The sequence below is a fragment of the Bifidobacterium pongonis genome, assembly GCF_019331805.1.
Taxonomy (GTDB): Bacteria; Actinomycetota; Actinomycetes; order Actinomycetales; family Bifidobacteriaceae; genus Bifidobacterium; species Bifidobacterium pongonis.
The window spans coordinates 40509-66943 of record NZ_JAHBBE010000002.1; the positions used below are offsets into that span (position 1 = coordinate 40509).

A 26435-nucleotide genomic window follows, 5' to 3' on the forward strand; every position below is an offset into this window, starting at 1 on the left:
GTACATGGCAGATTTTGCAGCCATTCGCAATGAGTTTCCGATTCTGGACCAGGAGATCCACGGGCATCCGCTGGTGTACCTCGATTCGGCGGCGACCTCGCAAAAGCCGCAGTGCGTCATCGAGGCGGAAAGCGAATTCTACCGGACCATCAATGCCGGCGTGCATCGCGGCGCCCACGAGCTGGCCGCCCGCAGCACCACGGCGTTCGAGGACGCCCGCGCGAAGATGGCCCGGCTCGTCGGCGCCAATGCGGCGGAAGGCGAGGAGGAGATCGTCATGACCGCCGGTGCCACGGCCGGATTGAACCTGCTCGCCACGGCGTTCGGCAACGCGTCGCTTGGGCGTGGGGGAGAGGCGGCCCGAAGATTCGCCCTGAAACCCGGTGACGAGATCGTGGTCTCCAAGGCGGAACACCATTCCGTGTTGTTGCCGTTCCAGGAGCTCGCCGCGCGTACCGGCGCCACGTTCAAATGGCTGGACCTGACCGAGGATGGCCGCGTGCGCACCGATAACCTCGATGAGGTCATCACCGAACGCACGAAAATCGTCGCCGTGACGCATGTGGGCAATGTGACCGGTGCCATCACCGACATTGCGCCCATCATCAGGCGCACGCATGAGATCGGCGGCATCTTCGTGCTCGACGCATGCCAGTCCGTGCCTCATCTGAAGGTCGATTTCCATGCGCTGGACGTCGACTTCGCGGCATGGAGCGCCCATAAGATGTACGGTCCGACCGGCGTGGGATTCCTGTACGGCAAGCGTGAGATGCTCGAAGCGTTGCCTCCGGCGAACTTCGGCGGCTCGATGGTCGAACTCGCGTGGATGGACCAGCCCGCCCAGTACATGCTGCCGCCGGCGCGGTTCGAAGCCGGCACCCAGCCCGTCGCACAGGTCGTTGCGGCCGGCGTCGCCGCGGAATGGATGATGGCCATCGGCATGGAACGGCTGGAGGAGCATGAGCGCATGCTGACCGCCGAACTGTTGAAGATGGGCGATATCGACGGCATCCGCATCCTCGGCCCACGTGAGAACGAGAACCGTATCGGCACCGTCGCGTTCGACGTCGAAGGCGTGCATCCGCATGACGTCGGCCAGTTCATCGACGCCCAGGGCATCGCCATCAGGGTCGGTCACCACTGCGCCCAGCCGGTGCATCGTCATTTCGGCCTGTACGCTTCGAACCGCGCCTCCTGCGGCGTGTACAATTCCGTCGACGACATCGACGCATTGCTCGAAGCGTTGGCCAAAGTGCGTCCGTTCTTCGAGGCGTAGCCTCGGCGCACGGCAAGTAAAGGAGAATATATGTCTGATTTTGGCATGGGCGGTGACGACTTCGAACAGATGTACCAGGAGGTGATCCTGGAAGCGTCGAAGCATCCGCACGGCAAGGAGAGCTTCGCCGTCGATTTGGCGCGGGAGGATGCCGGTGCCCGATCCGGTGAGATGACGGTACGTGCCTCGCATGAGTATTGCACTCCGGGCGAATCGCACCAGTTCAATCCCACGTGCGGTGACGAGGCCACGGTGCATGTCGAGGTCTCCGATAGCGAGCCGCGCACCATAGAACGCTTGGTGTGGGACGGCCACGGCTGTTCCATCTCCCAGGCGAGCCTGTCGATCATGGTCGATCTGGTCGAAAGCAAAAGCGTCGATGACGCCATGGAACTCGAGCAGCTGTTCCACCGTTTGATGGAATCGCGTGGCAAAGGGCTGGGCGACGAGAACGACGAGGACAAGCTGGAGGATGCCATCGTGTTCCAGGGAGCCTCGAAATACCCGATGCGCATCAAATGCGCGCTGCTCGGATGGGAAGGTCTGAAGGACGCCCTCGCCAAGGCGCTGGCGGCGAAAGACTCGTGACATGCTGCGTGTCGCGGCGTAGAGTGTTCAGCAGCTATTGCAGCAACATTGCAACGATTGTGGAGTGAACGATGAGTGATACTTTGGTACCCGAGCCGCAGGCTTCCATTTTCGACGCCGTGAACGGCGTGGTCAAGGATGAGGACGCCGCGCGTCGGATGATGATGAACCCGGCCTTGGCCAAAACCGTGGGCAGCGAAGGCGCCGGCGATGCCACGGCTTCCAATGCCGAAACCGGCGGCTGCGGGTGCGGCAAGCAGGAGGGGGAGTGCTGCCAGGATGAGGGCGAGAACGCCATCCCCCTGAAGTTCGTGGACGATATCGGCCGTGCCACCGCCGCGGATGTCCGCGAGGCGTTGCATCAGGTCATCGATCCGGAGCTCGGCATCGACGTCATCGACCTCGGCTTGGTGTACGGCATCGAAATCGACGAACTCGGCCGCGCCATCATCACCATGACGCTGACCACGCCGGCATGCCCGCTCACCGATCTCATCGAAGACGAATGCGCTTCGACGCTGGCGGGTCTGGTCGAGGAATTCCGTATCGACTGGACGTGGCAGCCGCGTTGGACGATGGACAAGATCACCCCGGAGGGCCGCGATCAGCTTGCCGCCCTCGGCTTCAACTTCGACAATCTGCCCAAGTACTGATGTAAGTATCGGCAGCCCAAGTACCGCAAGTACGACTGTTCAGATACTGACAGCCAGGTATTGACGGTCGCCAACCGGCGTACCGGTGCCCCTGCAACGGTTTCGATACGTCCGAGCGACAACATATGGCGAGGCCCGGCACCTTATCGGTGCCGGGCCTCGCCATATTCGTATTCGGGACCGGGCCGATCGCGAGCGTCAGTCGTCCACCACTGTGCCCTTCGGCACGACGGTGATGCCCTCGGGCGTGACGGTGAAGCCACGGGCCAGATCGTGCTCGGTGTCGATGCCGACCGTGGAATTCTCGGTCAGGACGACGTTCTTGTCGAGGATCGCCTTGTACACGCGCGCACGGCGGTTGACGACGACACCGTCGAACAGGATGGAGTCGACGACCTGCGACCAGGAGTGGATGTGCACGTTCGGCGAGAGTACGGAATGGTGCACTTCACCGCCGGAGACGATGACGCCGGGGGAGACGATCGAATCGGTGGCGTGGCCCAGACGGTCACGGCCAGCGTGGATGAACTTCGCCGGGGGCAGGGTGCCGGAGTTCGTGTAGATCGGCCACGCCTGGTTGTACAGGTTGAACTCGGGCACGTAGGCGATCAGATCCATGTGCGCATCGTAGAACTGCTTCAGGGTGCCCACGTCACGCCAGTAGGCGTGATCGGTGTCCGTCGAACCGGGGATCACGTTCGAATTGAAGTCGTAGACGCCGGCCTCGTTGCGGGCGGCGAAGTAGGGGGCGATGTCGCCGCCCATATCGTGCTTGGTGTCCTCGCTCTTGGCATCCTTGGCCAGCGCGTCGAACAGCGCGTCGGTATTGGCCACGTAGTTGCCCATGGAAGCCAGGAACATGTTCGGATCGTCCGGCAGCCCGGCGCAGGTGTCGGGCTTCTCCAGGAACGACTTGATCTGGTTCGGATGCTCGGGGTCCACGTCGATGACGCCGAACTGGTTCGACTGTTCGATCGGCTGGCGGATGCCGGCCACGGTGAATTCCGCGCCGGATTCGATATGCTGTTCGACCATCTGGCCGAAGTCCATGCGGTACACGTGGTCGGCGCCGACGATCACCACGATATCGGGCTGCACGTCCTCAATGATGTTGATGGTCTGGTAAATGGCGTCGGCGGAACCGAGATACCAATGCTTGCCGAGACGCTGCTGTGCGGGGACAGGGGAGACGTAGTTGCCGAGCAGCGATGAGAAGCGCCACATCTGGGAGATATGACGATCCAGCGAATGCGACTTGTACTGGGTGAGCACCACGATATGGCGGTAGTCGGAATTCACCAGATTCGACAGCGGGAAGTCGATAAGACGGAACACGCCGCCGAACGGCACCGCGGGCTTGGCACGATCGCGGGTCAACGGCATCAGACGGGTTCCTTCTCCGCCCGCCAATACAATGGACAGAATCTTCTGCTTGTTCTTTGCCATGTTTCGTGGCTCCTCTCATGACAATCATGACAATCGTGACGTTGAGCAGGCAACGTCGCCAGTAGCCAGCTTCATCGCTTGGCTCCATACCGTCAATAATTGCACAAAAAATACAATATGCAAGCAACGCCGCTCGCATGTCTGGAGGTTTTCCGGGATTTTACTAATTAGTCATTCAGGCGTCGGGTTGCATAAAAAGCGACGGCGCTCGAAGCAGCGACGTTCAGACTGTCGACATCATGCGACATCGGAATCTTCACGGTCAGGTCGGCGTTCGCGATGGTGTGATGGTTCAAGCCGTCGCCTTCGGTGCCGAAGATAAGGGCCAGTTTTTCGATATGCTGTGGGTCGCTCGCGTCGCTATTGAGACGGCGCGTCAATTCGGCGAGGCTGATCGAATCATCCTCAAGCGCCATGGCCACCGTCGTGAAGCCGAGCGAACGCAATTCCTCAAGCCCCTTGAACGGCCAGTAATGCTTATCCTCGCCATCGATGCGGGTCCACGGCACCTGGAAAACGGTTCCCATCGACACGCGCGCGGCGCGACGGTACAGCGGGTCGCCGCAGGACGGCGTGACCAGCACGGCATCCACATCCAATGCCGCGGCGGAACGCATCAGCGCGCCCACGTTGGTCGGGTCGACGATGTTCTCCATCACCGCGACACGACGTGCCCCGGCGCACACCTCCTCGACGGAGGGCAGCGGCCAACGGCGCATGGCGCTCAGCGCACCACGGTGCAGACGGTAGCCAGTCAGGCGCTTCAACTGTTCCGGCGACGCCACATATACGGGGATATCCGGCCCCCATTCGGCGTCGATACGCGCGAACATGTCGGCCATGCCCTCGATCCACGGTTCCTCGACCAGCAGAGACAACGGCTCGCGATGCGCGGCCAAGGCGCGGTCGATGACCTTGGGGGATTCGGCGATGAACAGACCTTTGGCCGGTTCGAGACGATTACGCAATTGGATTTCGGTGAGATTCACGTATGCGGACACCCGCTCGTCGTCGATGGAATCAAGTGCGATGAAGCGCATGCGCGAAAACTCCTTGAGATACAACAAAACCCCTTGTTTCCAAGGGGTTTTAACTGTGCCCGAGACGGGACTTGAACCCGTACGGTCGTATAAAATAACCACTAGCACCTCAAGCTAGCGCGTCTACCATTCCGCCACCCGGGCAGGTCGCTGTTTGGCAACGAGTGATACTTTAGCACCGAATCGACTCCGTGCAACCTCGGCGTGTCGCGTGCGTGTCGGCGGGCGGGACGCTGTTGCTAGCCTAGAAGGTATGACGAATGCTTTGTTCCTGTTTGACCCCGATAGAGATGACGTGCCGGTGAACTCCGATGAATCGAGCACCGGTTGGAAGCTCGCCCTGCCGCCGCAGGTCAAGCGCCATGCCGTGCAGGCCATGCGCCTGAAGGAAGGGGACAGGTTCCAGCTTTCCGACGGCAAGGGGCTGAGGCTCGACGTTGTGCTCGACGATGCGCAGAACGGCATCGCCGAAGTCAAAAGCTTCGTAAGGGAGGAACAACCCGTCACCAGGTTGGCGCTCGTGCAGGCCCTCGCCAAGAACGGGCATGACGAGCAGGCCATCGACATCGCCACGCAGATCGGCGTCGACACCGTGGTGCCGTGGCAGGCCGACCGATCCATCGCGAAATGGAAAACCGGCAGAACCGACCGCAAATGGCTCGCCACGCTGCAGGCGGCGACGGAACAGTCGCGGCGCGCGTGGACGCCCGAACTCGCGGAATGCGTGTCCAGCAAGCAGATCGTCTCCATGATCCTGCGCGCCAACGTGCACGGCGATATGGTCATCGTGCTGCATCAGGACGCCACCGACACCTGGGCATCCATCGAAGAACAGGTCGGCTGTCTGTCCGACGCATGCCTCGGCGACGGCAAACCGCGAACCGTATACGTGGTGGTCGGCCCGGAAGGCGGCATCAGCGAGGATGAGGTCGGGGAATTCGTCAAGGCCGGAGCGAAAAGCGTGGTGCTGGGACGCAACATCCTGAGGGCGTCGACCGCCGGACCGGTGGCGTTGTCGCTGCTCAGCAGGTCGCTGGGGCGGTACGAGTGAGCGTCAGGCGCGAAGGCCTGCGCGTCTGGGCGGCGCAATAGCATAAGACTGAAAAGAACCGTGTTGAAGGAGCATACGATGAGCGAAGCCGAAGATTGCCTGTTCTGCAAGATCGTCGCCGGGCAGATCCCGAGCACCAAGGTGTACGAGGACGACACCACCTACGCATTCAAGGACATCAACCCCCAGGCCAAAGTGCACGTGCTGATCGTGCCGAAGCACCACGTCGCGAACGTGGGCGAACTGGCCCAGGCCGACCCCGCGCAGCTCGCGCACATCGTCGAAGTCGCGCAGGGCATCGCCGACAAGGAATTCCACGGCGAATACCGTCTGGTGTTCAACACCGGCCGCGACGCGGGGCAGACCGTGTTCCACGCGCACGCGCACGTGCTGACCGGCGAAGTGCTTGACGAGTAGACGGAAGGAACCAGTGGCGACGACAACGCGCACCATCACCATCCCCACAGAACTTGACCCGGTATCCGTGCTCGGGCCGGTCGACGAGGTCATCCGCGAAATGGAGCGGGCGTTCCCCGAACTGGAATTCACGGTACGGGGCAACCGCGTCATCATCACCTCGCGGTCCAAGCAGAGCGAGTCCGACGCATCCAAGGCGGAGCATCTCCTCGACGTGATCGTGGACGCGGCCCACACCATGCCGGTGGACGCCGAAACCGTGCGTCGCATGATCGAACAGGACGATGCGCTCGACAATCGCACGAGGGCGACCCACCCCGGCCACAGCAAGGCAGTGGAGAACCTCAAACGCATGGAGGATGCCGAAGCGCGGGCGAGCCGCGAACGCCGCAGACCATCCGTCCCCGGCGTCATCACCTACGCCTCCGGCAATCCGGTGCGGGCGAAAACCGCAGGTCAGGCGGCATACGTCACCGCGATCGAATCGCACACCATCACCTTCGGCATCGGACCGGCCGGCACCGGCAAGACGTATCTTGCGGTCGCCAAGGCAGTGCGCGCGTTCCAGGACAAGCAGGTGCGCCGCATCATCCTCACCAGACCGGCCGTCGAAGCGGGGGAGAGCCTGGGCTTCCTGCCGGGCACGTTGAACGAGAAGGTCGACCCGTACCTGCGTCCGCTGTACGACGCCCTGTCCGACATGCTGGGCGCCGACCAGCTCAAGCGTTACATGGACGACGGCACCATCGAAGTGGCGCCGCTCGCCTACATGCGCGGCCGTACGCTCAACGACGCGTTCGTCATCCTCGACGAAGCGCAGAACACCACCGAGGAACAGATGAAGATGTTCCTCACTAGGCTCGGATTCAACACCAAGATGGTGATCACCGGCGATATCACGCAGGTCGATCTCGCGGTCCGACGCTCCGGGCTGGCCACCATCGAACGCATCCTCGGCGGCATAGAGGACATCGCCTTCGTGCATTTGCAGGCGGAGGACGTGGTGCGTCATCGTCTCGTCGGGCGCATCGTGGCGGCATACAGCCGGCATGAAGGATTGGACGGGGACCACAGGCGGATGTCCCGCGCGAGCGCGGAAACACGCCGGAACAAGAGTGAGGGCAGCGATGAGCGTTGACGTTTCCAACGAAACCGTATGGACTATCGATCCGAAACTCTTCTCGGATCTGGGATTGTGGGTTATGGATCAGATGCGTGTCAGCACGCAGTCCGATCTGACGATTCTCTTCGTGGACCCCGATCCGATCGCGCAGATGCACATGCATTGGATGAACCTCGAAGGGCCGACCGATGTGATGAGCTTCCCCATGGACGAGCTGCGACCGGGCAACGGTTCGACTGTCATGGAAGGCGTGCTCGGCGACATCGTGATCTGCCCATGGGTGGCGGCACAGCAGGCCGCGGCCGCGGGCCACGGCGTATTGCAGGAAATGATGCTGCTGACCATCCACGGCATCCTGCATCTGCTCGGCTACGACCATGTGGGCGCCGAACAGGAACGACAGATGTTCGGTCTGCAGCGGCAGCTGCTGCTGACCTTCATCGCGGTGAGGCAGGATTTGGGAACCCCCGTCAGCCTGCCAGCGGGAAGCATCGACGAACTGGCGGCATGGGACGCCGAACACGGTTCCGGCCGTGAACTGACGCATTGAGAGGAAACGCCGAGGGAAGCTGCGCCCCGGGAAAGGGAACGACATGAGTGGCCAAATGACATTGGTCGTGCTGAGCGTGGCGCTGGTGACGGTCGTGGCGCTGCTGGTCTGGCTATCACTATCCATGGCCGCGGCCGAAGGCGCCGTCGGCCGCGTGACGCGGGCCAACCTCAACAACCGCATCTTCGAAGTGCAGACCGACCCGGACACCAACCAGTTCACCACAGCCAAGAAAGTCAAGCGGATTCAGCAGGTGCAGCGTTTCATCGCCAACCGCTACGCCACAGCGGGATCATGCGCGTTCTTCCGTATCACCTGCAACGTGCTGTCCGGCGTGCTCGTCGCCATCGTCGCAGGCACCTGGGGAGCCTCATGGTGGCTTGAACTGCTGGTAGGCGTGGTGTTCGCGTTCGTCGTCGCGGTGGTGAGCATTCTGGTGCGACCGCGCGAAACCGGCGTCAACAAGCCGACCGACATCATGATCAAACACGCGCGACTGGTCGGATTCGCCGTCGCCGTCACGCCGTTCGCCCGCGTGGGCACCAGCCAGGACGGCCGACGCCGCCGCGACCTCGACCTGTCCGACGATGAGGAACTGGAGAAAATCCAGCTGGAACAGGGCCGCGCCGCCATCGACCGCATGGTCGAATCGAACGAATTCGATCCCGAAGTATCCGAAATGATGCGCAACGTGCTTATGCTTTCGGAAACCCTCACCAGGGAAATCATGGTGCCGCGCACCGATATGATCACCATCGAACGCGACTCCTCCCTCGAAGACATGCTGAAGCTCTGCTCGCGCTCCGGATTCTCCCGCGTACCGGTGATCGGCGAGGATGTGGACGATCTGGTAGGCATCGCCTACCTCAAGGACGCCGTACGCGCCACCGCTTTCAACCCGGCGGCGATGAGCCGCGACGTGGCCTCCATCGTGCGCGACCCCATGCTCGTACCCGAATCGAAACCCGTGGATGACCTGTTCCACCAAATGCAGCGTTCCCGCCAACATGTGGCCATCGTCGTGGACGAATACGGCGGCATCGCCGGCATGGTCACCATCGAAGACACCATCGAACAGATCGTGGGCGAACTGGAAGACGAACACGACCGTACGCAGCACGCCGAACCCAAGAAAATCGGCGACCACAAATGGAGCCTGCCAGCCCGCACGCCCATCGCCGACCTTGAGGAACTCTACGAAATCGACATCGACGAGGACGACGTCGACACGGTATACGGTCTGCTCACCAAACTCATCGGGCGCGTACCCATCGTGGGAGCGTCCGCGGTGACCAGAGGCATCAGGCTCACCGCAGTCGATTCCGCAGGCAGGCGCAAGAAAGTGTCGACCATCGAAGTCGAACCCGATGGAGTCGAGGGGCGCGAGGAAGATGGCAAAGCGCAGGAAAACGCCGACAATGACGAGAACAACGAACATCGCGATCACAAGGAGTGACATGACCGATACAACCACCGACGCCAACCAGGCATCCGAACCATACCGTTCCGGCTTCGTGGCGGTGGTAGGACGACCGAACGTAGGCAAGTCCACACTGGTGAACGCCCTGATCGGCACGCAGATCGCCATCGCATCCTCCAGGCCGGAAACCACGCGAAAGGCGATTCGCGGCGTCCTCACCACGGACAACGCGCAGCTGGTACTGGTCGACACCCCCGGCATCCACAGGCCCCGCACGCTGCTGGGCCAGCGACTGAACGACATCGTCGACGAATCCCTGTCCGACGTGGACGTCGTCGCCTTCCTGCTGCCCGGCGATCAGGAGATCGGGCCCGGCGACAAGCGCATCCTGTCCCGACTGCGCACCAACTTCGCCACCAAGCGCGAAGACGGCACCTTCGAATGGCGCGTGCCGCTGATCGCCATCGTCACCAAAATCGACGAACTCTCCCGCGAACAGCTCATCGCCAAACTCATCGAAATCAACGAATTCGCCGACTTCTCCGACATCGTCCCCGTCAGCGCGCTCAAGCATGACAACCTCGACGAAGTGCGCAACGTGCTCATCGAACACACGCCGGAAGGCCCGCAGATGTACCCGGCCGAACAGCTCAGCGAAGAACGCCCCGAGGAAACCATCGCCGAACTCATCCGAGGCGCATTCCTCGAACAGCTGAACGACGAGCTGCCACACTCCCTGGCCGTGGTCGTCGACTCCATCGACTACCCGGAAGACAACGAAACCGGCGCCGCCTACGACGGCAAAGCCCAGGTGAACGTCTCCATCTACGTGGAACGCGATTCGCAGAAGCCCATCATCATCGGCAAGGGTGCTTCGAACCTCACCGCGGTCAAAAAGAAGCTGCGTACCGCGGTGAACCGCATCGTCGGGTGCAAGGCACGACTCGACCTGCATGTGAAGGTAGCCAAGGGATGGCAGTCGGATCCTAAGCAATTGGAACGTCTTGGCTTCTAGTCTGTCGGCAGTCCACCGGACTGCCTTCGGACGGTTCGGCCAAACAGCTTGAATGGTGGAATGGCTAGCTGATAGCTAGCGTATGTTAGCTTCTGAATGTGTTGGGCCCCGCCGCGGGATGATCCGCGACGGGGCCCAACACATGTTCGCTGGCTGTAGGTTACAATCCGGCCTCCGCCATGGAGATGTAACCGGGGTCGATCAGCGTGCTCTTCAGATTGCCGGCGCTGACCGCCATGAGATCCTCGTGGACGGTGGGAACCTTGGTACCGTTGATCGTCTGCTGCGAAACGTACGACACCCCGTCGAGCCCCTGCCCGCCGTTCAGGCGCACGCACACCTTCGCGATGTCGGCGGACAACTTGCCTCGATCCTCAAGACCGGTCATCCACTGCTTGCCGTTCACCACCTGGGGGATGGTGTCGGCATAGCTACCGTAGCCGGTGATGACCGGCCAATGCGCATTGCGACTGTTCTGCGTGGTCGCCGAGGAATCATCGGCGGCATCGTTCTGCGCCTTGGCGTCGTTGTCCGGCGACTTGGACGGCTCCGGAACCGCCTTGCGCAGCAGATCCTTATGCCCGGCGATATTGCCCACGATGCTGGGAATGGTGATGGACGGATTGATGTCGGCCGAGGAGCCCTGATATCCCATGTCGCCGAGCTTGTCGACCACACTGGACGCCACCGCATCGTTCATGGCGATGATGCCGTCGATTTTGGTCAGAACCGATGCCCCGTCCTTCTTGACCAGAGGAATACGGTTTTCCAAGGTCTTCGCGACGCCATCCTTTTGGTTGAGGTCGAACGCGACCTCCTTCCAATCATCGTCGGTGGAATCCTTGCTCAACGTTCCGGAAGGACTGTAGATCCTGCCCTGCTCGTAATAGGGTTTGAGGATCTTCCACACGCCCTTGAAGGCCTCCTGGGCGAACGTATCGTCGATTTCGGCGTTCTCGGTGGTTTCGGCGTCATCGGCGCCGGCATAGGGGAGCAGGACCTCGACGGCCTTGGGATTGTCCTTGCTCACCTTGCCCAGATCGAGTTTGTTCACCAGCATGTTCGCCTGCAGTTCGCCGATCTGCTCCGGCGTGGAGCACTGGACGAACGCGTCCGGGGTGAATCCTTCGACCGTATTCGATACCAGCACGACGTGCATGCCGGCCTTCTTCGCCAACTGCAGCGCGGAACGCATACGGCTCTCCGCCTCCTGCTGTTCCGACGTCTGCGAATCCTTGCTTACGGACGGTTGGGTGACATAGTCGCCGTATTGGCGCGAGGAGATGTTGGTCTGGGATGCGGGCGCGACGATCAGCGTACTGCGGTTCGTCTGCTCCTTGTCCTTCAACCCGTTGATATGCTTCACCACCCAGTCCTGCAATTGCTGGCTCTGCTCGTCGATGCCGTCGGAGATGTGGGTGTCGATGTCGCTTTTCGTCATGCCCTGATCTTCAAGTTCGCCGGTGATCTGGGGAACGAGCTTCGCCCACTTGTTCAGCGGCGTCTTCTGTGACATGGTGATGCCGTCGGCCGGCGCGAACAGCGTCACCGTACCGGCGTCCGACTGTTTGCCCGCGTTGCCGGAGTCCGAGGAGGAGGGTTGCGTGGTGGAACATGCCGCCAGTGTCAGCAGCAGCGCGATGCTCGATGCCGCTGCGGTCATCCGTGCCAAAATGGGCGTACGAACCATGGATTTCCAATCTTTCCGAAACAATGGGCCGTGCCCGATTGTAGTTGATGAAGCTGTGTTTCTCCGCATATCGGTTCGTGCGGCAAGCTGTGCAGCCGTTCGCGTGAGAGCAGCGTGGGCGCCGAGCCTATGCCATGCACGCGAAAACGCCTCCTCCCGCGCTCCCGAAGAACGGTGGGGAAGAGGCGTCAATGAGGCTAATGCTTGCTAGCCAATAGGTGCGTCAACAGACATGCGGGGCACAATCACTCGGCGAGCGCCTTGGCGAGGTTGGTGTCGAGCGCGTCCATAAAGCCCTCGGTGTCGAGCCACGGCTGGTCCGGGCCGATGAGCATGGCGAGATCCTTGGTCATCTGGCCACCTTCGACGGTGTCGACGATGACCTTCTCCAGCGTTTCGGCGAAATGCCTGACCTCGGGGGTGTTGTCGAGATCGGCGCGGTGCTTGAGACCGCCGGTCCAGGCGAAAATCGATGCGATCGGGTTGGTGGAGGTCTTCTCGCCCTTCTGCCAACGGCGGTAATGGCGGGTGACGGTGCCATGCGCGGCCTCGGCTTCGACGGTCTGGCCATCGGGGGTCATCAGCACGGAGGTCATGAGGCCGAGCGAACCGAAGCCCTGGGCCACGGAATCGGACTGCACGTCGCCGTCGTAGTTCTTGCAGGCCCAGATGTAGCCGCCGTGCCACTTGAGCGAGCTGGCGACCATATCATCGATCAGGCGATGCTCGTAGGTGAGGCCGGCCGCTTCGAACTTCTCCTTGTATTCCGTTTCGAAGACCTCGGCGAAAATGTCCTTGAACTGGCCGTCGTAGGCCTTGAGGATGGTGTTCTTGGTGGACAGGTAGACCGGGTAGCCGCGCATCAGGCCGTAGTTGAAGCAGGCGCGGGCGAATCCGCGGATCGAATCGTTGACGTTGTACTGCACCTGGGCGACACCGCCGTCATTGCCGTAGTCGTACACCACGTGCTGAATGGGTTCGGAACCGTCCTCCGGGGTGAAGGTGACGGTGAGGCGGCCCGCGCCGGGAATCTTGAAATCGGTGGCCTTGTACTGGTCGCCGAACGCGTGGCGGGCGACGACGATCGGCTTGGTCCAGCCGGGGACCAGACGGGGCACATTGCTCATGACGATCGGCTCGCGGAAGATGGTGCCGCCGAGGATGTTACGGATGGTGCCATTGGGGGACTTCCACATCTTCTTCAGGCCGAATTCCTTGACGCGGGCCTCATCGGGGGTGATGGTCGCGCACTTGACGCCGACATGCTCGCGCTTGATGGCTTCGGCGGCGTCGACGGTGACCTGATCGTCGGTGGCGTCGCGGTTCTCGATGCCCAGATCGTAGTAGTCGAGGTTCACGTCCAGATAGGGGAGGATCAGTCGATCCTTGATGTCCTTCCAAATGACGCGGGTCATTTCGTCGCCATCGAGTTCGACGATCGTGCCTTCTACCTTAATCTTGGCCATATTGCCTCCTGTTTGGCTGATGGGATGCACCAAGTCTTAGCGCATGAATGTAACGGGGAACGGCATGATTCGACTATGTGAGACGGCCCGCTGCGCTGTCACATCTGCGCACTACGCTGTGGAACCATGTCTCAGGAAATTGAAATCGGTTTGGGTAAGAAGGCCCGTGTGGCCTATTCGCTGGATGACATCTCCATCATCCCCTCCCGCAGGACTCGCGATCCGCAGGATGTGTCGACAGGTTGGCAGATCGACGCATACGAATTCGACGTGCCGGTGATCGGCGCTCCGATGGATTCGGTCACCAGCCCCGCCACGGCCATCGCCATGGGCAAGATGGGCGCTTTGGGCGTGTTGGATCTGGAAGGTCTGTGGACCCGCTACGACGATCCGACCCCGCTGCTCGACGAGATCGCGCAGCTTCCGGCGGAAACCGCCACCAAGCGCATCCAGGAGATCTACGCCGAGCCGATCAAGGCGGAGCTCATCACCAAGCGCCTGCACGAGATCCGCGAAGCCGGCGTCACCGTGGCCGGTGCGCTCTCCCCGCAGCTGACCCAGGAATTCTATTCCACCGTGATCGATGCGGGCGTCGACCTGTTCGTGATCCGCGGCACCGTCGTGTCCGCCGAGCATGTCTCCACCACGCATGAGGCGTTGAACCTCAAGCAGTTCATCTACGACCTCGACGTCCCGGTGATCGTCGGCGGCGTCGCCAACTACACCGCGGCCCTGCATATGATGCGCACCGGCGCTGCGGGCGTACTCGTCGGCTTCGGCGGCGGCGCGGTCTCCGCAACCCGCACCACGCTGGGCGTCCAGGCTCCGATGGCCACGGCCATCGCCGACGTGGCCGAAGCCCGCCGCGATTACATGGACGAATCGGGTGGTCGCTACGTGCAGGTCATCGCCGACGGCGGCATGGGTGATTCCGGCAGCTTCGTCAAGGCCCTCGCCATGGGCGCCGACGCCGTGATGCTGGGCGCTCCGCTGGCCCGCGCCACCGAGGCTCCGGGCAAGGGCATGCATTGGGGCAGCGAAGCCCGTCACCAGACGCTGCCGCGCGGTTACCGCACCAACGTCGGCACCGTCGCCCCGCTCGAGCAGATCCTGTTCGGGCCGAGCCACATGGCGGACGGCACCACCAACTTCATCGGCGCGCTGCGCCGCACCATGGCCTCCACCGGTTACGTCGACGTGAAGAACTTCCAGCGCTGCAACGTGGTGGTTACGCCGCACGACGCCCAGTGACGCCATACGGCGTGTCGCGCCTAAAAAACGTTTTACGCGCCATAAAGCCCCCCGAAGAGTTTGCTTCGGGGGGCTTTATATGTTTTCCTTGAATGGTGCTATGCAAACGATGGCACATTCAACGAAGAAGATAAGGAAGAGGTGACTTCATTGGACCACGATGCCCAATTCTTCACACCCCTTGATGCAGAAGACAACCAACCGCCCGTCTACAAGGGCTTTGTCTCTGTCAGCTATGCCGCGGCGCCGGTCCCGTACCGTATCGTCGACGTTGCCCAAACCGGTATCGAAGGCCGCCAGTGTCATACACTGGCGGTTTCGTCGTTCCGGATGTCCATTCTCATGGCGGACATCGTCCGGGGCAAAATGTCGACGGAAATCCTGCGCAAGGCGGCAAGCGCCAAAGTCATAGAACGTTTGCAGCGTCTGGCGTACATCGTCGGCGAGCAGATGCGACGTGACCAGGCATACCGGGCGAAGCTGAGGCTTCCACCGGTCATGCTGCATTGGCAGTCCGGGACCATCATCAACGAGCAATGCCTGGAGACATGCGTGCAGCTCTCCCTCGGCAGGGAAATCTACTGGACGAACCTCAAATTCGAACGAATCGGATGCCGCTGGGTATGCACCTTCGCCGACATAGGTTGAGCGGGGTGAACACGGTTTCCCACGGCGCTCGGTGAGGTCGCCGTACGAAAAAGGGAAGGGGATTACAATCGAGCTTATTTAGGGGAATCGTACCGGAGGGCCGGGCATTCGGGGGTGTGGTTGCCTCCGGGGCCCGGCTTTTCCATTCCATGCGCCATGCTTCGAAGCGGAACGGGTGGAACGGGGATGGGTGCCGACGGCGTTGTGCCGCCATGCCTTGCGCGGGTGCCCGAATCGTATGCGGCATATGACGTCAATCGGTTGCGACGGGCATAGTCGGGCGTATGGTGGAAACCATGTTGCGAGAGTATATTTCCGATCCTGCGTATGAGACCCAGGACAGCGACACGATTTTCTCCCTGCTTCGGGATCGTGCGCAGAAAGCCCCCGATGATGAGATCGCCGAGTGGCAGGACAATGATGGGCGCACATGGCGCTCCGCCACCGCCGGTGAAATGCTCGCCCGCGTTCGTGAAGTGGCCAAGGGCCTTATCGCCTTGGGTGCCCGGCCCGGCGTGATGGTCGCCATCTATTCGGCGACATGCTACGAATGGGGCATCGTCGATTTCGCCTGCGCCGCCATCGGCGCGGTGAGCGTTCCGATCTACGAGACCGATTCCGCGGCCCAGGCGGCGTCGATCCTCGAAGACACGAAGCCTCTGATCGCCTTCGCCGGCGACAACGCCCACGCGTTGACGTTGGAACAGATTCGCAAGACAGCGACCGGATTGAGCTACGTGTTCAACTTCCAGGAGAACGGTTTGGACGCCGTGGCGGACTTCGGCGCCGGCGTCACGGACGCCGAACTCGACAAGGCCATCTCCCGCGTGAAGGCCGACGACATGGCCACCATCGTCTACACGTCCGGCTCGACCGGCAAACCGAAGGGCGCCATGCTGTCCAACCGCAACTTCACGCATATCGTGAAGAACGGCTACATCATCCTCGACGAGATGCTCTACCAGCCGAACCGTCTGCTGCTGTTCCTGCCGTTGGCGCACTGTTTCGCGAGGTACATCCAGTACGTGTGCATCGGCGGCCATGGCGTGGTCGGGTACATTCCCAGCGCCAAGCACCTGCTGGCCGATCTGCGCTCCTTCAAACCGACCTACCTGCTCGGCGTGCCGCGTGTGTTCGAAAAGGTGTACAACGCCGCCTCGCAAAAGGCGGGCAACGGCATCGCCGGGCGCATTTTCGCCCGCGCATACACGCATTTCGCCGACTGGTCCAAGGCGGAGCAGGAAGGCAAAGGCCATTCGCCCGTCGCACGCATCCGTCACTCCTTCTACATGCAGACCGTCGGCAAGTCCGTGCGTTCCGCACTCGGCCCGAACCTCGCATGGCTCGCCTGCGGTGGTGCGCCGATCAACCCCGATCTGGCCCATTTCTTCAACGGCATGGACGGCATCACCTTCATTCAGGGCTACGGCATGACCGAAACCGCGGCCCCCATGTTGGTGAACTGGCAGGACGACAACGAGGTCGGCTCCGTCGGCAAGCCCGGACCGGGCATGGGCGTGCGCGTGACCGACGACGATGAGATCGAACTGTTCGGTCCGAACGTGTTCATCGGCTACTACCGCCAGCCGGAACTGACCGCCCAGACGAAGTCCGAGGACGGCTGGATCGCCACCGGCGATCTGGGAACCATCGACGATGCGGGCTTCGTGCGCATCACCGGCCGCAAGAAGGACATCATCATCACCGCGGGCGGCAAGAACGTCAGCCCCGCGCCGATGGAGGAGACCATCGCCAGCTGCCCGATCGTCGACCATGCGGTCGTCGTCGGCGACAACAAGCCCTTCATCTCCGCCCTGATCGAACTCGAACCCGATATGACCCGCTCGTGGCTGTCCTCCCAGGGGCTCGACGCGGACATGCCCATCGAGCAGATCGTGCGCAACGACGCCGTACGCGCCTTCATCCAGCAGTACGTCGATCAGGCCAACGCCACCGTGTCCAGGGCCGAATCCGTGCGCAAGTTCGCCATCCTCACCGAACAGTTCAGCCAGGAGACCGGAACGCTCACGCCGAGCATGAAAGTGGTGCGCGCCAAGGTGATCAGCCGGTTCTCCGACGTGATCGACGGCGAACTGTACGTGCCCAAAGGCGCGTCCAAGCCGCTGCCCAGCACGGTTCGACTGCTCGACCAGGCCACCGAGTCCGTCAAGCAGGTTTCCGTCAGCATGAGCCCCAAGGTCAGGCAGGCATACGAGCAGGCCAAAGTGAATGTGTCGGATTCGATTGCTAGCGTTTCCGAGAAGATCCGCAAGCAGGAAGACGGCCCGGAGAGCAACGAGGCCGAAACCGAAACCAAGAATGAGGAGAAGTAAGCAATTGGCTATTCGCGAAATCAGAGTCGTTCCCGATCCCGTTCTGCGCACCCCGTGCGATGAGATCAAGGAGATCACCCCGGCCGTTCGCCGTCTGGTCGACGATCTGCTGGAAACCGTCGACGATCCGGGTCGCGCCGGATTGTCCGCCAACCAGATCGGCGTGAACCTGAGGGCGTTCTCGTACAACATCAACGGCAAGATCGGCTACATTCTGAACCCGGTCATCGAAGAGAAATCCGGCGAACAGTACGGCGACGAAGGCTGCCTGTCGGTTCCGGGCCTGTGGTACAAGACCCGCCGCGCCGATTACGCGCGCGTGCGCGGCATCGACCTGGACGGCAAGGAGATCGTGCTGGAAGGCCACGGTCTGTTCGGCCGCATGCTGCAGCATGAATGCGACCATCTCGACGGCCATGTCTACCTCGACCGCTTGGAGAAGGAAGAGCGCAAGGAAGCCATGCGCTACATGCGCAACCATCACTGACATCTCGCCCCGCCGATTTTGGCGGGGCGACGTGCTATTATGTGGGCTCGTGCGCCAACCGGCTCCGATCGCAGTCTCGGCGGTTGGAACCAAACCAATATTGTCAACCGGCGCGCAACAAATTCGCGTCATGCTCGCGACGGCCCGTGTCGGTCGGCTTCGATCCCATCAGGGAAGGGAGGCTGCACGCGGGTGCGCATGGCCAGGCAAGAACCGACAAGAAAGAGGTAGCAATACCATGGCTCAGATCACTATGAGCGAAATGCTGAAGGCAGGCCTGCACTTCGGTCACCAGACCCGTCGTTGGAACCCGAAGATGAAGCAGTTCATCCTCACCCAGCGCAACGGCATCCACATCATCAACCTGTTCAAGTCCCTCGACATGATCGACGTCGCCTACGACTTCATCAAGTCCACGGTCGCCCACAACGGCACCGTGCTCTTCGTCGGCACCAAGAAGCAGGCTCAGGAAGCGGTGTCCGCCCAGGCCACCCGCGTGAACATGCCGTACGTCTCCGAGCGTTGGCTCGGCGGCATGCTGACCAACTTCCAGACCGTCTCCAAGCGCGTCGCCCGCCTCAAGGAACTCGAAGAGGTCGACTTCACCGACGTGCACGGTTCCGGCCTGACCAAGAAGGAACTGCTGCTGCTCGAGCGCGAGAAGGACAAGCTGAACAAGCAGCTGGGCGGTATCCGCAACATGAACCGCACCCCGTCCGCGATGTTCGTCGTCGACATCAACAAGGAAGCCCTGGCCGTCGAGGAAGCCCACAAGCTGGGCATCCCGGTCGTCGCCATCGTCGACACCAACACCGATCCGGAAGCCGTCGAGTACCCGATTCCGGCCAACGATGACGCCATCCGCGGCATCGAACTGCTGACCAGCCTGATGGCCGACGCCGTCGCCGAAGGTCTGATTGAGCGCTCCGGCAAGGCCACCAAGGCCGAAGGCGAAGCCGCCGAGCAGCCGATGGCTGCTTGGGAGAAGGAGCTCCTGGAGAACCAGGCTCCCGCCGAAGCCGAAAAGGCCGAGTGATCCGGCACCGCCGGGGGAGAGGTTCCGGCCGCTCTCCCGGCGGGCTTCAATTTTTTCATCTGTCAAACCCAGTTCCATATAAGGGAGAACGAACACTATGGCAGCAATTACCGCCGCTCTGATCAAGCAGGTGCGCGAAGACACCGGCGCAGGCATGATGGACGTCAAGAAGGCCCTCACCGAGGCCGAAGGCGACGTCGCTCGCGCCAAGGAAATCATCCGCGCCAAGGGCATCGCCGCAGCCGGCAAGCGTGAAGGCCGCGCCGCCCAGGAAGGCACCATCGCCTCCAAGGTCGTCGAAGGCGCCAATGGCGAAGTCGGCTACGCCGTCGAGCTGAACTCCGAGACCGACTTCGTGGCCAAGACCCCGAAGTTCGTTGACTTCAGCAACACCGTGCTGGGCTACGCCGTCGCAGCCGATGCCGATTCCGCGGACGCCCTGCTGGAAGCCAAGGCTGAGGAAGGCACCGTCAAGGAAGCCGTCGAGGAAGCCGCCGCCCTGTTCGGCGAGCACGTCAAGGTCGGCCAGTTCGCCAAGATCTCCGGCGAGCATGTCGAGATCTACGCTCACAAGAAGTCCGCCGAGATGCCGCCGAGCATCGTCGCGATGATCGCCACCGATAAGGCCGGCGCCGCCGTCGCTCACGAAGCCGCTCTGCAGATCTCCGCCATGGGCGCCCAGTGGCTCACCCGCGAGGACGTTCCGGCCGACGTGCTGGAGTCCGAGACCCGCGTGGCCACCGAGAAGACCACCGAAGAGCTCAAGAGCAAGGGCAAGCCGGAAGCCGTGATCGAGAAGATCGCTCCGAAGATCGTCGAAGGCCGTCTGAACGCCTTCTACAAGGAGACCGTGCTTCTGGAGCAGGCCTACGTCAAGGATCCGTCCAAGACCGTCGGCGACCTGTTCAAGGAAGTCGGTGGCACCGCCACCGCGTTCGCCCGTGTCGAGGTCGGCAAGGGCGCGGAGGCCTGATTCCTCCCGCTATTCGCCTGATAGGTGATATCTGGGCGGTCCGCATTGCATGCGGGCCGCCCTTTTTGCTGTTATTGTTGGTAACCGTCTATTGAATGGGAAGAGCGAGGGCGGATATGAGAATCCTTGACGCATTGCTGATCAACTCACCGACGATACTGTTCGGCCTGCTGTTCCTCTGGTCGTTCTGGCGCGAACCGAGGCAGTTCCGCAACGGCCTGTTCCTGTCTCTGTTCCTGATCTGTTTGGGCGCGACATGCATGCTGTACTTCGACAACGTCCTGGTATGGGCCGTGGTCGCCGTGCTCATCGATCTTCTGGCGTTTGTCGGACTGGTGTTCCTGTTCTCCGACACGTTCATCGTGATCAGGCGTGAAGGCTTCTCCTTGGTGGCGTTGCTGCCTGCGTTGTTCGCTGCGACCTTCCTTGTGTGCTTCATTGGCGCGCCGATGGTGACGATTTTCTTCCCTGTGCCGTTCTGGTTCATGATGCTCACGCTGATGATCATGCTGGAAGGGTTCTGGTTCTTCCTCAGCTTCGGTTCGCTGCTCGTCTATTCGACGTTCTACCGCTTGTTGCCGCGCCGCCGGACCTACGACTACATCATCATCCATGGTGCTGGCTTGCAGGGCGACAAACCCACGCCGCTGCTGCGCGGCCGCATCGACAAGGCCGTGGCGCTGTGGGAGAAGCAGGGCAGGCAGGGCAAGCTCATCGCATCCGGCGGTCAAGGTTCGGACGAAGTCGTCTCCGAGGCCGAGGCGATCAGGAACTATTTGGTGGAGGAACGCGGCGTGCCCGCCGACGCCGTGATCATGGAAAGCAAGTCCACCACCACCATGGAGAATCTGAAGTATTCTATGGCCATCATGGATGAGCTTGGTCCGAATATGGAACACAAGGACAAGCGTTCGCTCAACAGGGGCGGCTACCGGTGCGCGCTGGTCACCAGCGATTACCATGTGTTCCGCGCCTGCGAGTACGCGCATAATCTCAAGCTCAAGGCGGACGGCGTGGGAAGCCATACCAAGAGCTATTACTGGCCCGCGGCGTTCATCCGCGAGTTCGTCGCCGTCACGCGTGCCCATCTGTGGCCGTATTACGTGATCGCCGCGGTCTGCGTTCTCATCTACATCGTTGCGAAATGCATCTCCGTATTCCTCTAGTCCGCCGGGATCATGAATCGGGATTCATCGTGCCCGCGCGTTGATGATGCGACGGTCGGCGTTAGCCGATATGCTGAAGAACGGTAGTTTTGCGGTTCGCGCGTCAGCGACGCGGGCCGAGTGACAACGAAGGAAGATAACTATGACTGGCGAAAACGCAGGCGACAAGCCCCGCAGAGTGTTGCTCAAGCTGTCCGGCGAGGCGTTCGGCGGCGGCAAGGTCGGCATCGACACCCACGTGGTGCGCCGCATCGCTTCGGAAATCGTCCCCGCAGTGAACAAGGGCGTGCAGGTCGCGATCGTGGTCGGCGGCGGCAACTTCTTCCGCGGCGCGGAACTGCAGCAGGCCGGCATCGACCGTTCCCGCGGCGACTACATGGGTATGCTCGGCACGGTAATGAACTGCCTCGCCCTGCAGGATTTCCTGGAGCAGGAAGGCCAGGCCACCAGGGTCCAGACCGCCATCACCATGGGTCAGGTCGCGGAACCGTACATCCCTCTGAAGGCCATCCGTCATCTCGAAAAGGGCCGTGTGGTGATCTTCGGCGCCGGCGCAGGCATGCCGTACTTCTCCACCGACACCGTCTCCATCCAGCGTTCGCTGGAAATCCACTGCGACGAAGTGCTGATGGGCAAGAACGGCGTGGACGGCGTGTACACCGCCGACCCGCGCAAGGATGAGAACGCCAAGCGTTTCGAGACCCTGAGCTACAACCGCGCCCTCGTCGACAACCTTGCGGTCATGGACGCCGCGGCGCTTTCCATGGCGCGCGACAACAAGAAGCGCATTCGCGTGTTCGGCCTCGAAGGCGAAGGCAATGTGACCCGCGCCCTCGTCGGTGAGGAAATCGGCACCCTGGTCTCCACCGCGGAATCGCGTGTGGCCGACTGACCATATCAAACGAACGACAACCACCAACGCAACATATATAAGGAGCAATAATGGCAAGCGTTATCGAACAGGCCAAGGAACAGATGGCCAAGACCGTCGAGAACACCAAGGAGAACTTCGCCGGCATCCGCACCGGTCGCGCGAACCCGGCCCTGCTGAACGGCATCATGGTCGACTATTACGGTGCCCCCACGCCCATCAAGGCCGTCGCCTCCATCGGCGTTCCCGAGCCGCGCACCCTGTCCGTCACCCCGTTCGATGCCTCCCAGGCCGGCGCCGTCGAGAAGGCCATCCGCAATTCCGATCTCGGCGTGAGCCCGAACCGCGACGGCAATGTCATCCGCCTGACCATGCCGGAGCTCACCGAGGAGCGCCGCAAGGAGTACGTCAAGCTCGCCAAGACCAAGGCCGAGGACGGCAAGGTCGCGGTCCGCAACATCCGCCGCAAGGCCAAGGAAACCATCGACAAGTCCGTCAAGGACGGCGAGATGGGCGAGGACGAGGGCGATCGCCTGCTCAAGGACCTCGACAAGGTCACCAAGTCCGTCACCGACGAGATCGATTCCCTGCTTGAGACCAAGCAGAAGGAGATCATGGAGGTCTGATCCGAGGCTTCCCGACAATCGAATATGGAACGCAATGAACAAATCCATGATCAGGCCGAGGTGACCCTCGACCAGATCAACAAGAAAACCGGTCGCAACATGCCGCAGGCCATCGCCACGGCGGTGCTGCTGATCGCGGTTATCCTCGGGTGCCTGCTGATAAGCGTCGACCTGTTCGTGGCGCTTGTCGTGGTGTTCATGATTCTGGCCCTGTGGGAGCTGAGGGTCGATTTCGCGACCGCCGGACTGCATATTCCAGTGTTCATGCTCTGGATCTGCTCGGCGGTCACGCTGTTCGCCGCGTATTATTCACGCCTGCATGTCGTGGCCATGTCGCTGTGCGCGATGGCCTCGATCATGCTGGTGGCGCTTTCCGCCACGGCGAAACTCAGCTTCGGCAACAGGCTCTCGCTTGCGGTGGCTAACAAGCTTTCGCATACCGAGGCGGGGGCCCGGCTTGAATCCTCCTTCAACCATGATGGGGGAGAGCAGCACCACAGCCGTCTGAGCCATGTGGCCGTGTCCGTGCTCACCGTGCTGTACATCCCGGTGCTGGCGAGCTGCATCATCGTGCCGCTGACCTTCCATGGTCACCCTGTGGCGCACGCCATCATGCTGGTGTTCCTGCCGGCGCTCTCCGACACCGGCGGTCTGTTCGCCGGCGCGTGGCTGGGCAAGCACAAGCTTTCCCCCAGGATCTCCCCGAAGAAGAGCTGGGAGGGCTTGGCCGGATCCGTGCTGTTCGCCATGGTCGGCGCGTTCGCGGTGATGTTCTGCACGTACACCCCGCAAGTGTGGGCGGCCCGGTGGTGGGTTCCCGTCGTGATGGGAATCCTGGTCGGTGTCGTCGGTACTTTCGGCGACCTGTGCGCATCCATGATCAAACGCGATCTCGGCATCAAGGACATGGGGCACCTGCTGAAGGGACATGGCGGCGTGATGGATCGCGTCGACTCGATCCTGATGGCGGCTCCGTTCACCTGCATCCTGCTGTGGGTCACGGGCCTGTGACGGCCCGACCACGGTGAAATCCGCGAGAGTGCCCGTGCATCCGTACGGGCACTCTCGCGTTATGACGTCACTAATCCGAACGAATCCGAATAATCCGAACGAAGCGAAGAAACCCATGACTTCCCCTGAAATCCCTGAAACCGGTATCACCGAAGGCGGCACCGAGGGCGCGTTCCGCGACGTGCTTTCCAAGGATCACGCCAAGCGTGGCAAGCCGCCGGTCCATTTCGCCGACATGACCGACGAGGAGCGCATCGCCGTGGCGGCCGAACTGGGACTGCCGAAGTTCCGCGTCAAGCAGCTCGCCAACCACTATTACGGCCATTTCGACGTGAACGCCGCGGAATTCACCGATTTTCCGGCGGCGAAGCGCGAGGAGGCCGCGGCGGCGTTCTTCCCGCGTCTCATCACCGAAGTCACCCGTCAGGTGGCGGACAACGGCACCACCATCAAAACCCTGTGGCGGCTGTTCGACGGTTCCCTGATCGAATCCGTGCTGATGCGTTATCCGACGCGCACCACGCTGTGCATCTCCTCGCAGGTCGGCTGCGGCATGGGATGCCCGTTCTGTGCGACCGGCCAGCTCGGACTGACCCGCAACATGTCGGCCGGTGAGATTCTCGAACAGGTGCGCGTGGCCGCCAAGATGATGCGCGACGGCGAAGTGGCCGGAGGCCCGGGGCGTCTGAGCAACATCGTCTTCATGGGCATGGGCGAGCCGATGGGCAACTACCGGTCGGTGCTGTCCGCGGTCCGTCAGATCTCGGCGTTGCCTCCGGAAGGCTTCGGCATCTCCGCACGCAACATCACCGTTTCCACGGTCGGCGTCGTACCCGGCATCAGGAAGCTCGCGGCCGAAGGGCTGCCGGTACGTCTCGCGGTTTCGCTGCACGCGCCGAGCGATGAACTGCGCGACGAGCTCGTGCCGATGAACAAGCGTTTCAACACCACCGCGGTGCTGGATGCGGCACATGATTACTGGCTTGCCTCCAAGCGACGCGTCAGCATCGAATACGCGCTCATGCGCGGCATCAACGATCAGGCCGAACACGCCAGACTGCTGGCCAGAAGGCTGAATCATTACGGCGACGATTGGGCGCACGTCAATCCCATTCCGCTCAACCCCATCGAGGGTTCCAAGTGGACGGCGTCGAAGCCGGAGGACGAGGCCCGCTTCCTTGAGATCCTCCACTCGGCTGGCATCACCGCCACATTGCGCGACACGCGCGGTCAGGACATCGACGGCGCGTGCGGTCAGCTCGCCGCCAAGGAACGGTAGTTCCGGTTCCGCGACTTCGCTTGGATATGGTTGGCGGCCCGATGATGCGTTTCGTCGGGCCGTCAACCATATCCGGCGACATGCCGCCAAAACCATGTGGGCTAACGAATCATAGCCAATAGGCTCCGTGCCACGGGCGCGGCGTTCCTAGTATGTGGACTCGCGTCGGACCTCGTAACGCAGGGTCTGTAGTCTGAAAGACTGAATCATTGGCCCGTCGTAGTAGTGGGAGTGAAAGATGTCGCTGGCGGTACGAGTCATTCCGTGCCTGGATGTTGATGCCGGACGTGTGGTGAAAGGCGTCCATTTCGAAAACCTCAAGGATGCCGGCGATCCGGTCGAACTGGCGGCGGAGTATTACCGTCAGGGTGCCGACGAACTGACCTTCCTGGATGTGACCGCATCCAGCTCGCACCGTCAGACCATGGTCGACGTGGTCAGTCGCACCGCCGAACAGGTGTTCATCCCCATGACCGTGGGCGGTGGCGTGCGCACCCCCGAGGATGTCGACTCCCTGCTGCGCTGCGGCGCCGACAAGGTCGGCGTCAACACCGCCGCCATCAACGACCCCACGCTGATCAGTCGTGTCGCCGAGCGTTTCGGCAATCAGGTGCTCGTGCTTTCCGTGGACGCCCGCCGCGAAAAGGGCGAACAGCATACGCAGTCCGGTTTCGAGGTCACCACGATGGGCGGCCGCAAATCCACCGGCATCGACGCATTGTGGTGGGTCAGGCGTGCCGAAGAGCTCGGTGCCGGTGAGATCCTGCTCAACTCCATGGACGCCGACGGCACCCAGTCCGGTTTCGACATCGAAATGATCAAGGCGGTGCGACGCGAGGTCAAGATCCCGATCATCGCCTCCGGCGGTGCCGGTAAGGTCGAGGACTTCCCGCCGGCCGTTGCGGCCGGAGCGGATGCAGTCCTCGCCGCCTCCGTATTCCATTACGGCAGGATGACGATCGCCGACGTCAAGGCGGAACTGCGCAAGGCCGGCTACACCGTCCGCTGAATGTTCTGAT

The 26435-nt window shown here is 61.9% G+C and carries 25 protein-coding genes and 1 tRNA gene; 21 read left to right on the forward strand and 5 right to left on the reverse strand.

What is annotated here, in order from left to right; translation table 11 throughout:
- Positions 1–4 precede the first annotated feature (4 nt).
- From KIH75_RS01195 to KIH75_RS01205, 3 genes are all read left to right on the forward strand, one after another.
- Positions 5–1276 (forward strand): cysteine desulfurase, encoded by a 1272-nt coding sequence (locus KIH75_RS01195; protein ID WP_219054997.1) that lies wholly within the window; start codon positions 5–7, stop codon positions 1274–1276.
- A gap of 30 nt (positions 1277–1306) precedes the next feature.
- Positions 1307–1864: a Fe-S cluster assembly sulfur transfer protein SufU gene (sufU, locus tag KIH75_RS01200; protein WP_219054998.1), complete on the forward strand. Its 558-nt coding sequence runs from the start codon at positions 1307–1309 to the stop codon at positions 1862–1864.
- A gap of 71 nt (positions 1865–1935) precedes the next feature.
- Positions 1936–2517 (forward strand): metal-sulfur cluster assembly factor, encoded by a 582-nt coding sequence (locus tag KIH75_RS01205; protein WP_219054999.1) that lies wholly within the window; start codon positions 1936–1938, stop codon positions 2515–2517.
- A gap of 198 nt (positions 2518–2715) precedes the next feature.
- Here the strand turns inward: KIH75_RS01205 and glgC are convergent, their stop codons facing one another.
- The 3 genes from glgC to KIH75_RS01220 all read right to left on the reverse strand — a co-directional run bounded on the left by glgC (position 2716) and on the right by KIH75_RS01220 (position 5147).
- Entirely contained in the window at positions 2716–3963 is a 1248-nt protein-coding gene (glgC, locus tag KIH75_RS01210) for a glucose-1-phosphate adenylyltransferase (RefSeq protein WP_033523540.1), read from the reverse strand.
- 167 nt (positions 3964–4130) lie between these two features.
- A complete protein-coding gene (locus tag KIH75_RS01215) occupies positions 4131–5003 on the reverse strand; it encodes a TrmH family RNA methyltransferase (protein WP_219055000.1) in 873 nt (290 codons plus the stop codon).
- Between the two features lie 56 nt (positions 5004–5059).
- Positions 5060–5147 (reverse strand) — tRNA-Leu (locus tag KIH75_RS01220).
- A 109-nt stretch (positions 5148–5256) separates the two neighbouring features.
- Between KIH75_RS01220 and KIH75_RS01225 the strand changes: the two genes are divergently transcribed.
- The 6 genes from KIH75_RS01225 to era all read left to right on the forward strand — a co-directional run bounded on the left by KIH75_RS01225 (position 5257) and on the right by era (position 10579).
- On the forward strand, positions 5257–6054 hold the full coding sequence (locus KIH75_RS01225; protein WP_219055001.1) for a 16S rRNA (uracil(1498)-N(3))-methyltransferase: 798 nt from the start codon (positions 5257–5259) through the stop codon (positions 6052–6054).
- A 78-nt stretch (positions 6055–6132) separates the two neighbouring features.
- Positions 6133–6471 carry a histidine triad nucleotide-binding protein gene (locus tag KIH75_RS01230; protein WP_219055002.1) on the forward strand — a complete coding sequence of 113 codons (339 nt, stop codon included), beginning with the start codon at positions 6133–6135 and terminating at the stop codon, positions 6469–6471.
- A 13-nt stretch (positions 6472–6484) separates the two neighbouring features.
- The gene (locus tag KIH75_RS01235; RefSeq protein ID WP_219055003.1) at positions 6485–7609 is read left to right on the forward strand and encodes a PhoH family protein; all 1125 of its coding nucleotides are present in this window, start codon (positions 6485–6487) and stop codon (positions 7607–7609) included.
- Positions 7599–8144, forward strand: a complete 546-nt coding sequence (gene ybeY, locus KIH75_RS01240; RefSeq protein ID WP_219055004.1) for an rRNA maturation RNase YbeY — start codon at positions 7599–7601, stop codon at positions 8142–8144. Before KIH75_RS01235 ends, ybeY begins: the two co-directional genes overlap by 11 nt.
- A gap of 43 nt (positions 8145–8187) precedes the next feature.
- Complete coding sequence (locus KIH75_RS01245) at positions 8188–9600, forward strand: hemolysin family protein (RefSeq protein ID WP_219055005.1); 1413 nt, start codon at positions 8188–8190, stop codon at positions 9598–9600.
- A 1-nt stretch (position 9601) separates the two neighbouring features.
- On the forward strand, positions 9602–10579 hold the full coding sequence (gene era / locus KIH75_RS01250; protein WP_219055006.1) for a GTPase Era: 978 nt from the start codon (positions 9602–9604) through the stop codon (positions 10577–10579).
- Between the two features lie 160 nt (positions 10580–10739).
- Here era and KIH75_RS01255 read toward each other — a convergent pair whose 3' ends face one another.
- Both KIH75_RS01255 and KIH75_RS01260 read right to left on the reverse strand, forming a co-directional pair.
- Positions 10740–12242 carry a type 1 periplasmic-binding domain-containing protein gene (locus KIH75_RS01255; RefSeq protein ID WP_236027941.1) on the reverse strand — a complete coding sequence of 501 codons (1503 nt, stop codon included), beginning with the start codon at positions 12240–12242 and terminating at the stop codon, positions 10740–10742.
- Between the two features lie 272 nt (positions 12243–12514).
- A complete protein-coding gene (locus KIH75_RS01260; protein WP_219055008.1) occupies positions 12515–13735 on the reverse strand; it encodes an NADP-dependent isocitrate dehydrogenase in 1221 nt (406 codons plus the stop codon).
- Between the two features lie 126 nt (positions 13736–13861).
- Between KIH75_RS01260 and KIH75_RS01265 the strand changes: the two genes are divergently transcribed.
- The 12 genes from KIH75_RS01265 (at position 13862) to hisF (ending at position 26425) form a co-directional block, all read left to right on the forward strand.
- The gene (locus KIH75_RS01265) at positions 13862–14986 is read left to right on the forward strand and encodes a GuaB3 family IMP dehydrogenase-related protein (RefSeq protein WP_219055009.1); all 1125 of its coding nucleotides are present in this window, start codon (positions 13862–13864) and stop codon (positions 14984–14986) included.
- Between the two features lie 141 nt (positions 14987–15127).
- Entirely contained in the window at positions 15128–15634 is a 507-nt protein-coding gene (locus tag KIH75_RS01270; protein WP_219055010.1) for a hypothetical protein, read from the forward strand.
- 296 nt (positions 15635–15930) lie between these two features.
- Positions 15931–17967, forward strand: a complete 2037-nt coding sequence (locus KIH75_RS01275) for an AMP-dependent synthetase/ligase (RefSeq protein ID WP_219055011.1) — start codon at positions 15931–15933, stop codon at positions 17965–17967.
- 4 nt (positions 17968–17971) lie between these two features.
- Positions 17972–18454: a peptide deformylase gene (def, locus tag KIH75_RS01280; protein WP_219055012.1), complete on the forward strand. Its 483-nt coding sequence runs from the start codon at positions 17972–17974 to the stop codon at positions 18452–18454.
- A gap of 238 nt (positions 18455–18692) precedes the next feature.
- Positions 18693–19490 carry a 30S ribosomal protein S2 gene (rpsB, locus tag KIH75_RS01285; RefSeq protein WP_219055013.1) on the forward strand — a complete coding sequence of 266 codons (798 nt, stop codon included), beginning with the start codon at positions 18693–18695 and terminating at the stop codon, positions 19488–19490.
- A gap of 97 nt (positions 19491–19587) precedes the next feature.
- Positions 19588–20463, forward strand: coding sequence for a translation elongation factor Ts (gene tsf, locus KIH75_RS01290; protein WP_219055014.1), 876 nt, complete (start codon positions 19588–19590; stop codon positions 20461–20463).
- A gap of 116 nt (positions 20464–20579) precedes the next feature.
- Positions 20580–21629 (forward strand): YdcF family protein, encoded by a 1050-nt coding sequence (locus tag KIH75_RS10020; protein WP_236027942.1) that lies wholly within the window; start codon positions 20580–20582, stop codon positions 21627–21629.
- A 142-nt stretch (positions 21630–21771) separates the two neighbouring features.
- Positions 21772–22521, forward strand: a complete 750-nt coding sequence (gene pyrH / locus KIH75_RS01300) for a UMP kinase (protein ID WP_219055015.1) — start codon at positions 21772–21774, stop codon at positions 22519–22521.
- A gap of 50 nt (positions 22522–22571) precedes the next feature.
- A complete protein-coding gene (frr, locus tag KIH75_RS01305; RefSeq protein ID WP_219055016.1) occupies positions 22572–23126 on the forward strand; it encodes a ribosome recycling factor in 555 nt (184 codons plus the stop codon).
- A 24-nt stretch (positions 23127–23150) separates the two neighbouring features.
- On the forward strand, positions 23151–24137 hold the full coding sequence (locus KIH75_RS01310; RefSeq protein ID WP_219055017.1) for a phosphatidate cytidylyltransferase: 987 nt from the start codon (positions 23151–23153) through the stop codon (positions 24135–24137).
- A gap of 115 nt (positions 24138–24252) precedes the next feature.
- Positions 24253–25416, forward strand: a complete 1164-nt coding sequence (gene rlmN, locus KIH75_RS01315) for a dual-specificity RNA methyltransferase RlmN (protein ID WP_219055018.1) — start codon at positions 24253–24255, stop codon at positions 25414–25416.
- A 238-nt stretch (positions 25417–25654) separates the two neighbouring features.
- Positions 25655–26425 carry an imidazole glycerol phosphate synthase subunit HisF gene (hisF, locus tag KIH75_RS01320; RefSeq protein ID WP_219055019.1) on the forward strand — a complete coding sequence of 257 codons (771 nt, stop codon included), beginning with the start codon at positions 25655–25657 and terminating at the stop codon, positions 26423–26425.
- The last annotated feature ends 10 nt before the right edge of the window (positions 26426–26435 follow it).

What these genes read in the sequence shown, in the direction of transcription:
- rlmN (WP_219055018.1), top strand. Translation starts at nt 24,253, where the DNA reads ATGACTTCCCCTGAAATCCCTGAAACCGGTATCACCGAAGGCGGCACC.
- KIH75_RS01205 (WP_219054999.1), top strand. Translation starts at nt 1,936, where the DNA reads ATGAGTGATACTTTGGTACCCGAGCCGCAGGCTTCCATTTTCGACGCC.
- KIH75_RS01260 (WP_219055008.1), bottom strand. Translation starts at nt 13,735, where the DNA reads ATGGCCAAGATTAAGGTAGAAGGCACGATCGTCGAACTCGATGGCGAC.
- tsf (WP_219055014.1), top strand. Translation starts at nt 19,588, where the DNA reads ATGGCAGCAATTACCGCCGCTCTGATCAAGCAGGTGCGCGAAGACACC.
- era (WP_219055006.1), top strand. Translation starts at nt 9,602, where the DNA reads ATGACCGATACAACCACCGACGCCAACCAGGCATCCGAACCATACCGT.
- KIH75_RS01230 (WP_219055002.1), top strand. Translation starts at nt 6,133, where the DNA reads ATGAGCGAAGCCGAAGATTGCCTGTTCTGCAAGATCGTCGCCGGGCAG.
- glgC (WP_033523540.1), bottom strand. Translation starts at nt 3,963, where the DNA reads ATGGCAAAGAACAAGCAGAAGATTCTGTCCATTGTATTGGCGGGCGGA.
- pyrH (WP_219055015.1), top strand. Translation starts at nt 21,772, where the DNA reads ATGACTGGCGAAAACGCAGGCGACAAGCCCCGCAGAGTGTTGCTCAAG.
- sufU (WP_219054998.1), top strand. Translation starts at nt 1,307, where the DNA reads ATGTCTGATTTTGGCATGGGCGGTGACGACTTCGAACAGATGTACCAG.
- KIH75_RS01245 (WP_219055005.1), top strand. Translation starts at nt 8,188, where the DNA reads ATGAGTGGCCAAATGACATTGGTCGTGCTGAGCGTGGCGCTGGTGACG.
- KIH75_RS10020 (WP_236027942.1), top strand. Translation starts at nt 20,580, where the DNA reads ATGAGAATCCTTGACGCATTGCTGATCAACTCACCGACGATACTGTTC.
- KIH75_RS01225 (WP_219055001.1), top strand. Translation starts at nt 5,257, where the DNA reads ATGACGAATGCTTTGTTCCTGTTTGACCCCGATAGAGATGACGTGCCG.
- KIH75_RS01275 (WP_219055011.1), top strand. Translation starts at nt 15,931, where the DNA reads ATGTTGCGAGAGTATATTTCCGATCCTGCGTATGAGACCCAGGACAGC.
- rpsB (WP_219055013.1), top strand. Translation starts at nt 18,693, where the DNA reads ATGGCTCAGATCACTATGAGCGAAATGCTGAAGGCAGGCCTGCACTTC.
- KIH75_RS01195 (WP_219054997.1), top strand. Translation starts at nt 5, where the DNA reads ATGGCAGATTTTGCAGCCATTCGCAATGAGTTTCCGATTCTGGACCAG.
- hisF (WP_219055019.1), top strand. Translation starts at nt 25,655, where the DNA reads ATGTCGCTGGCGGTACGAGTCATTCCGTGCCTGGATGTTGATGCCGGA.
- KIH75_RS01310 (WP_219055017.1), top strand. Translation starts at nt 23,151, where the DNA reads ATGGAACGCAATGAACAAATCCATGATCAGGCCGAGGTGACCCTCGAC.
- ybeY (WP_219055004.1), top strand. Translation starts at nt 7,599, where the DNA reads ATGAGCGTTGACGTTTCCAACGAAACCGTATGGACTATCGATCCGAAA.
- KIH75_RS01265 (WP_219055009.1), top strand. Translation starts at nt 13,862, where the DNA reads ATGTCTCAGGAAATTGAAATCGGTTTGGGTAAGAAGGCCCGTGTGGCC.
- KIH75_RS01255 (WP_236027941.1), bottom strand. Translation starts at nt 12,242, where the DNA reads ATGACCGCAGCGGCATCGAGCATCGCGCTGCTGCTGACACTGGCGGCA.
- frr (WP_219055016.1), top strand. Translation starts at nt 22,572, where the DNA reads ATGGCAAGCGTTATCGAACAGGCCAAGGAACAGATGGCCAAGACCGTC.
- KIH75_RS01215 (WP_219055000.1), bottom strand. Translation starts at nt 5,003, where the DNA reads ATGCGCTTCATCGCACTTGATTCCATCGACGACGAGCGGGTGTCCGCA.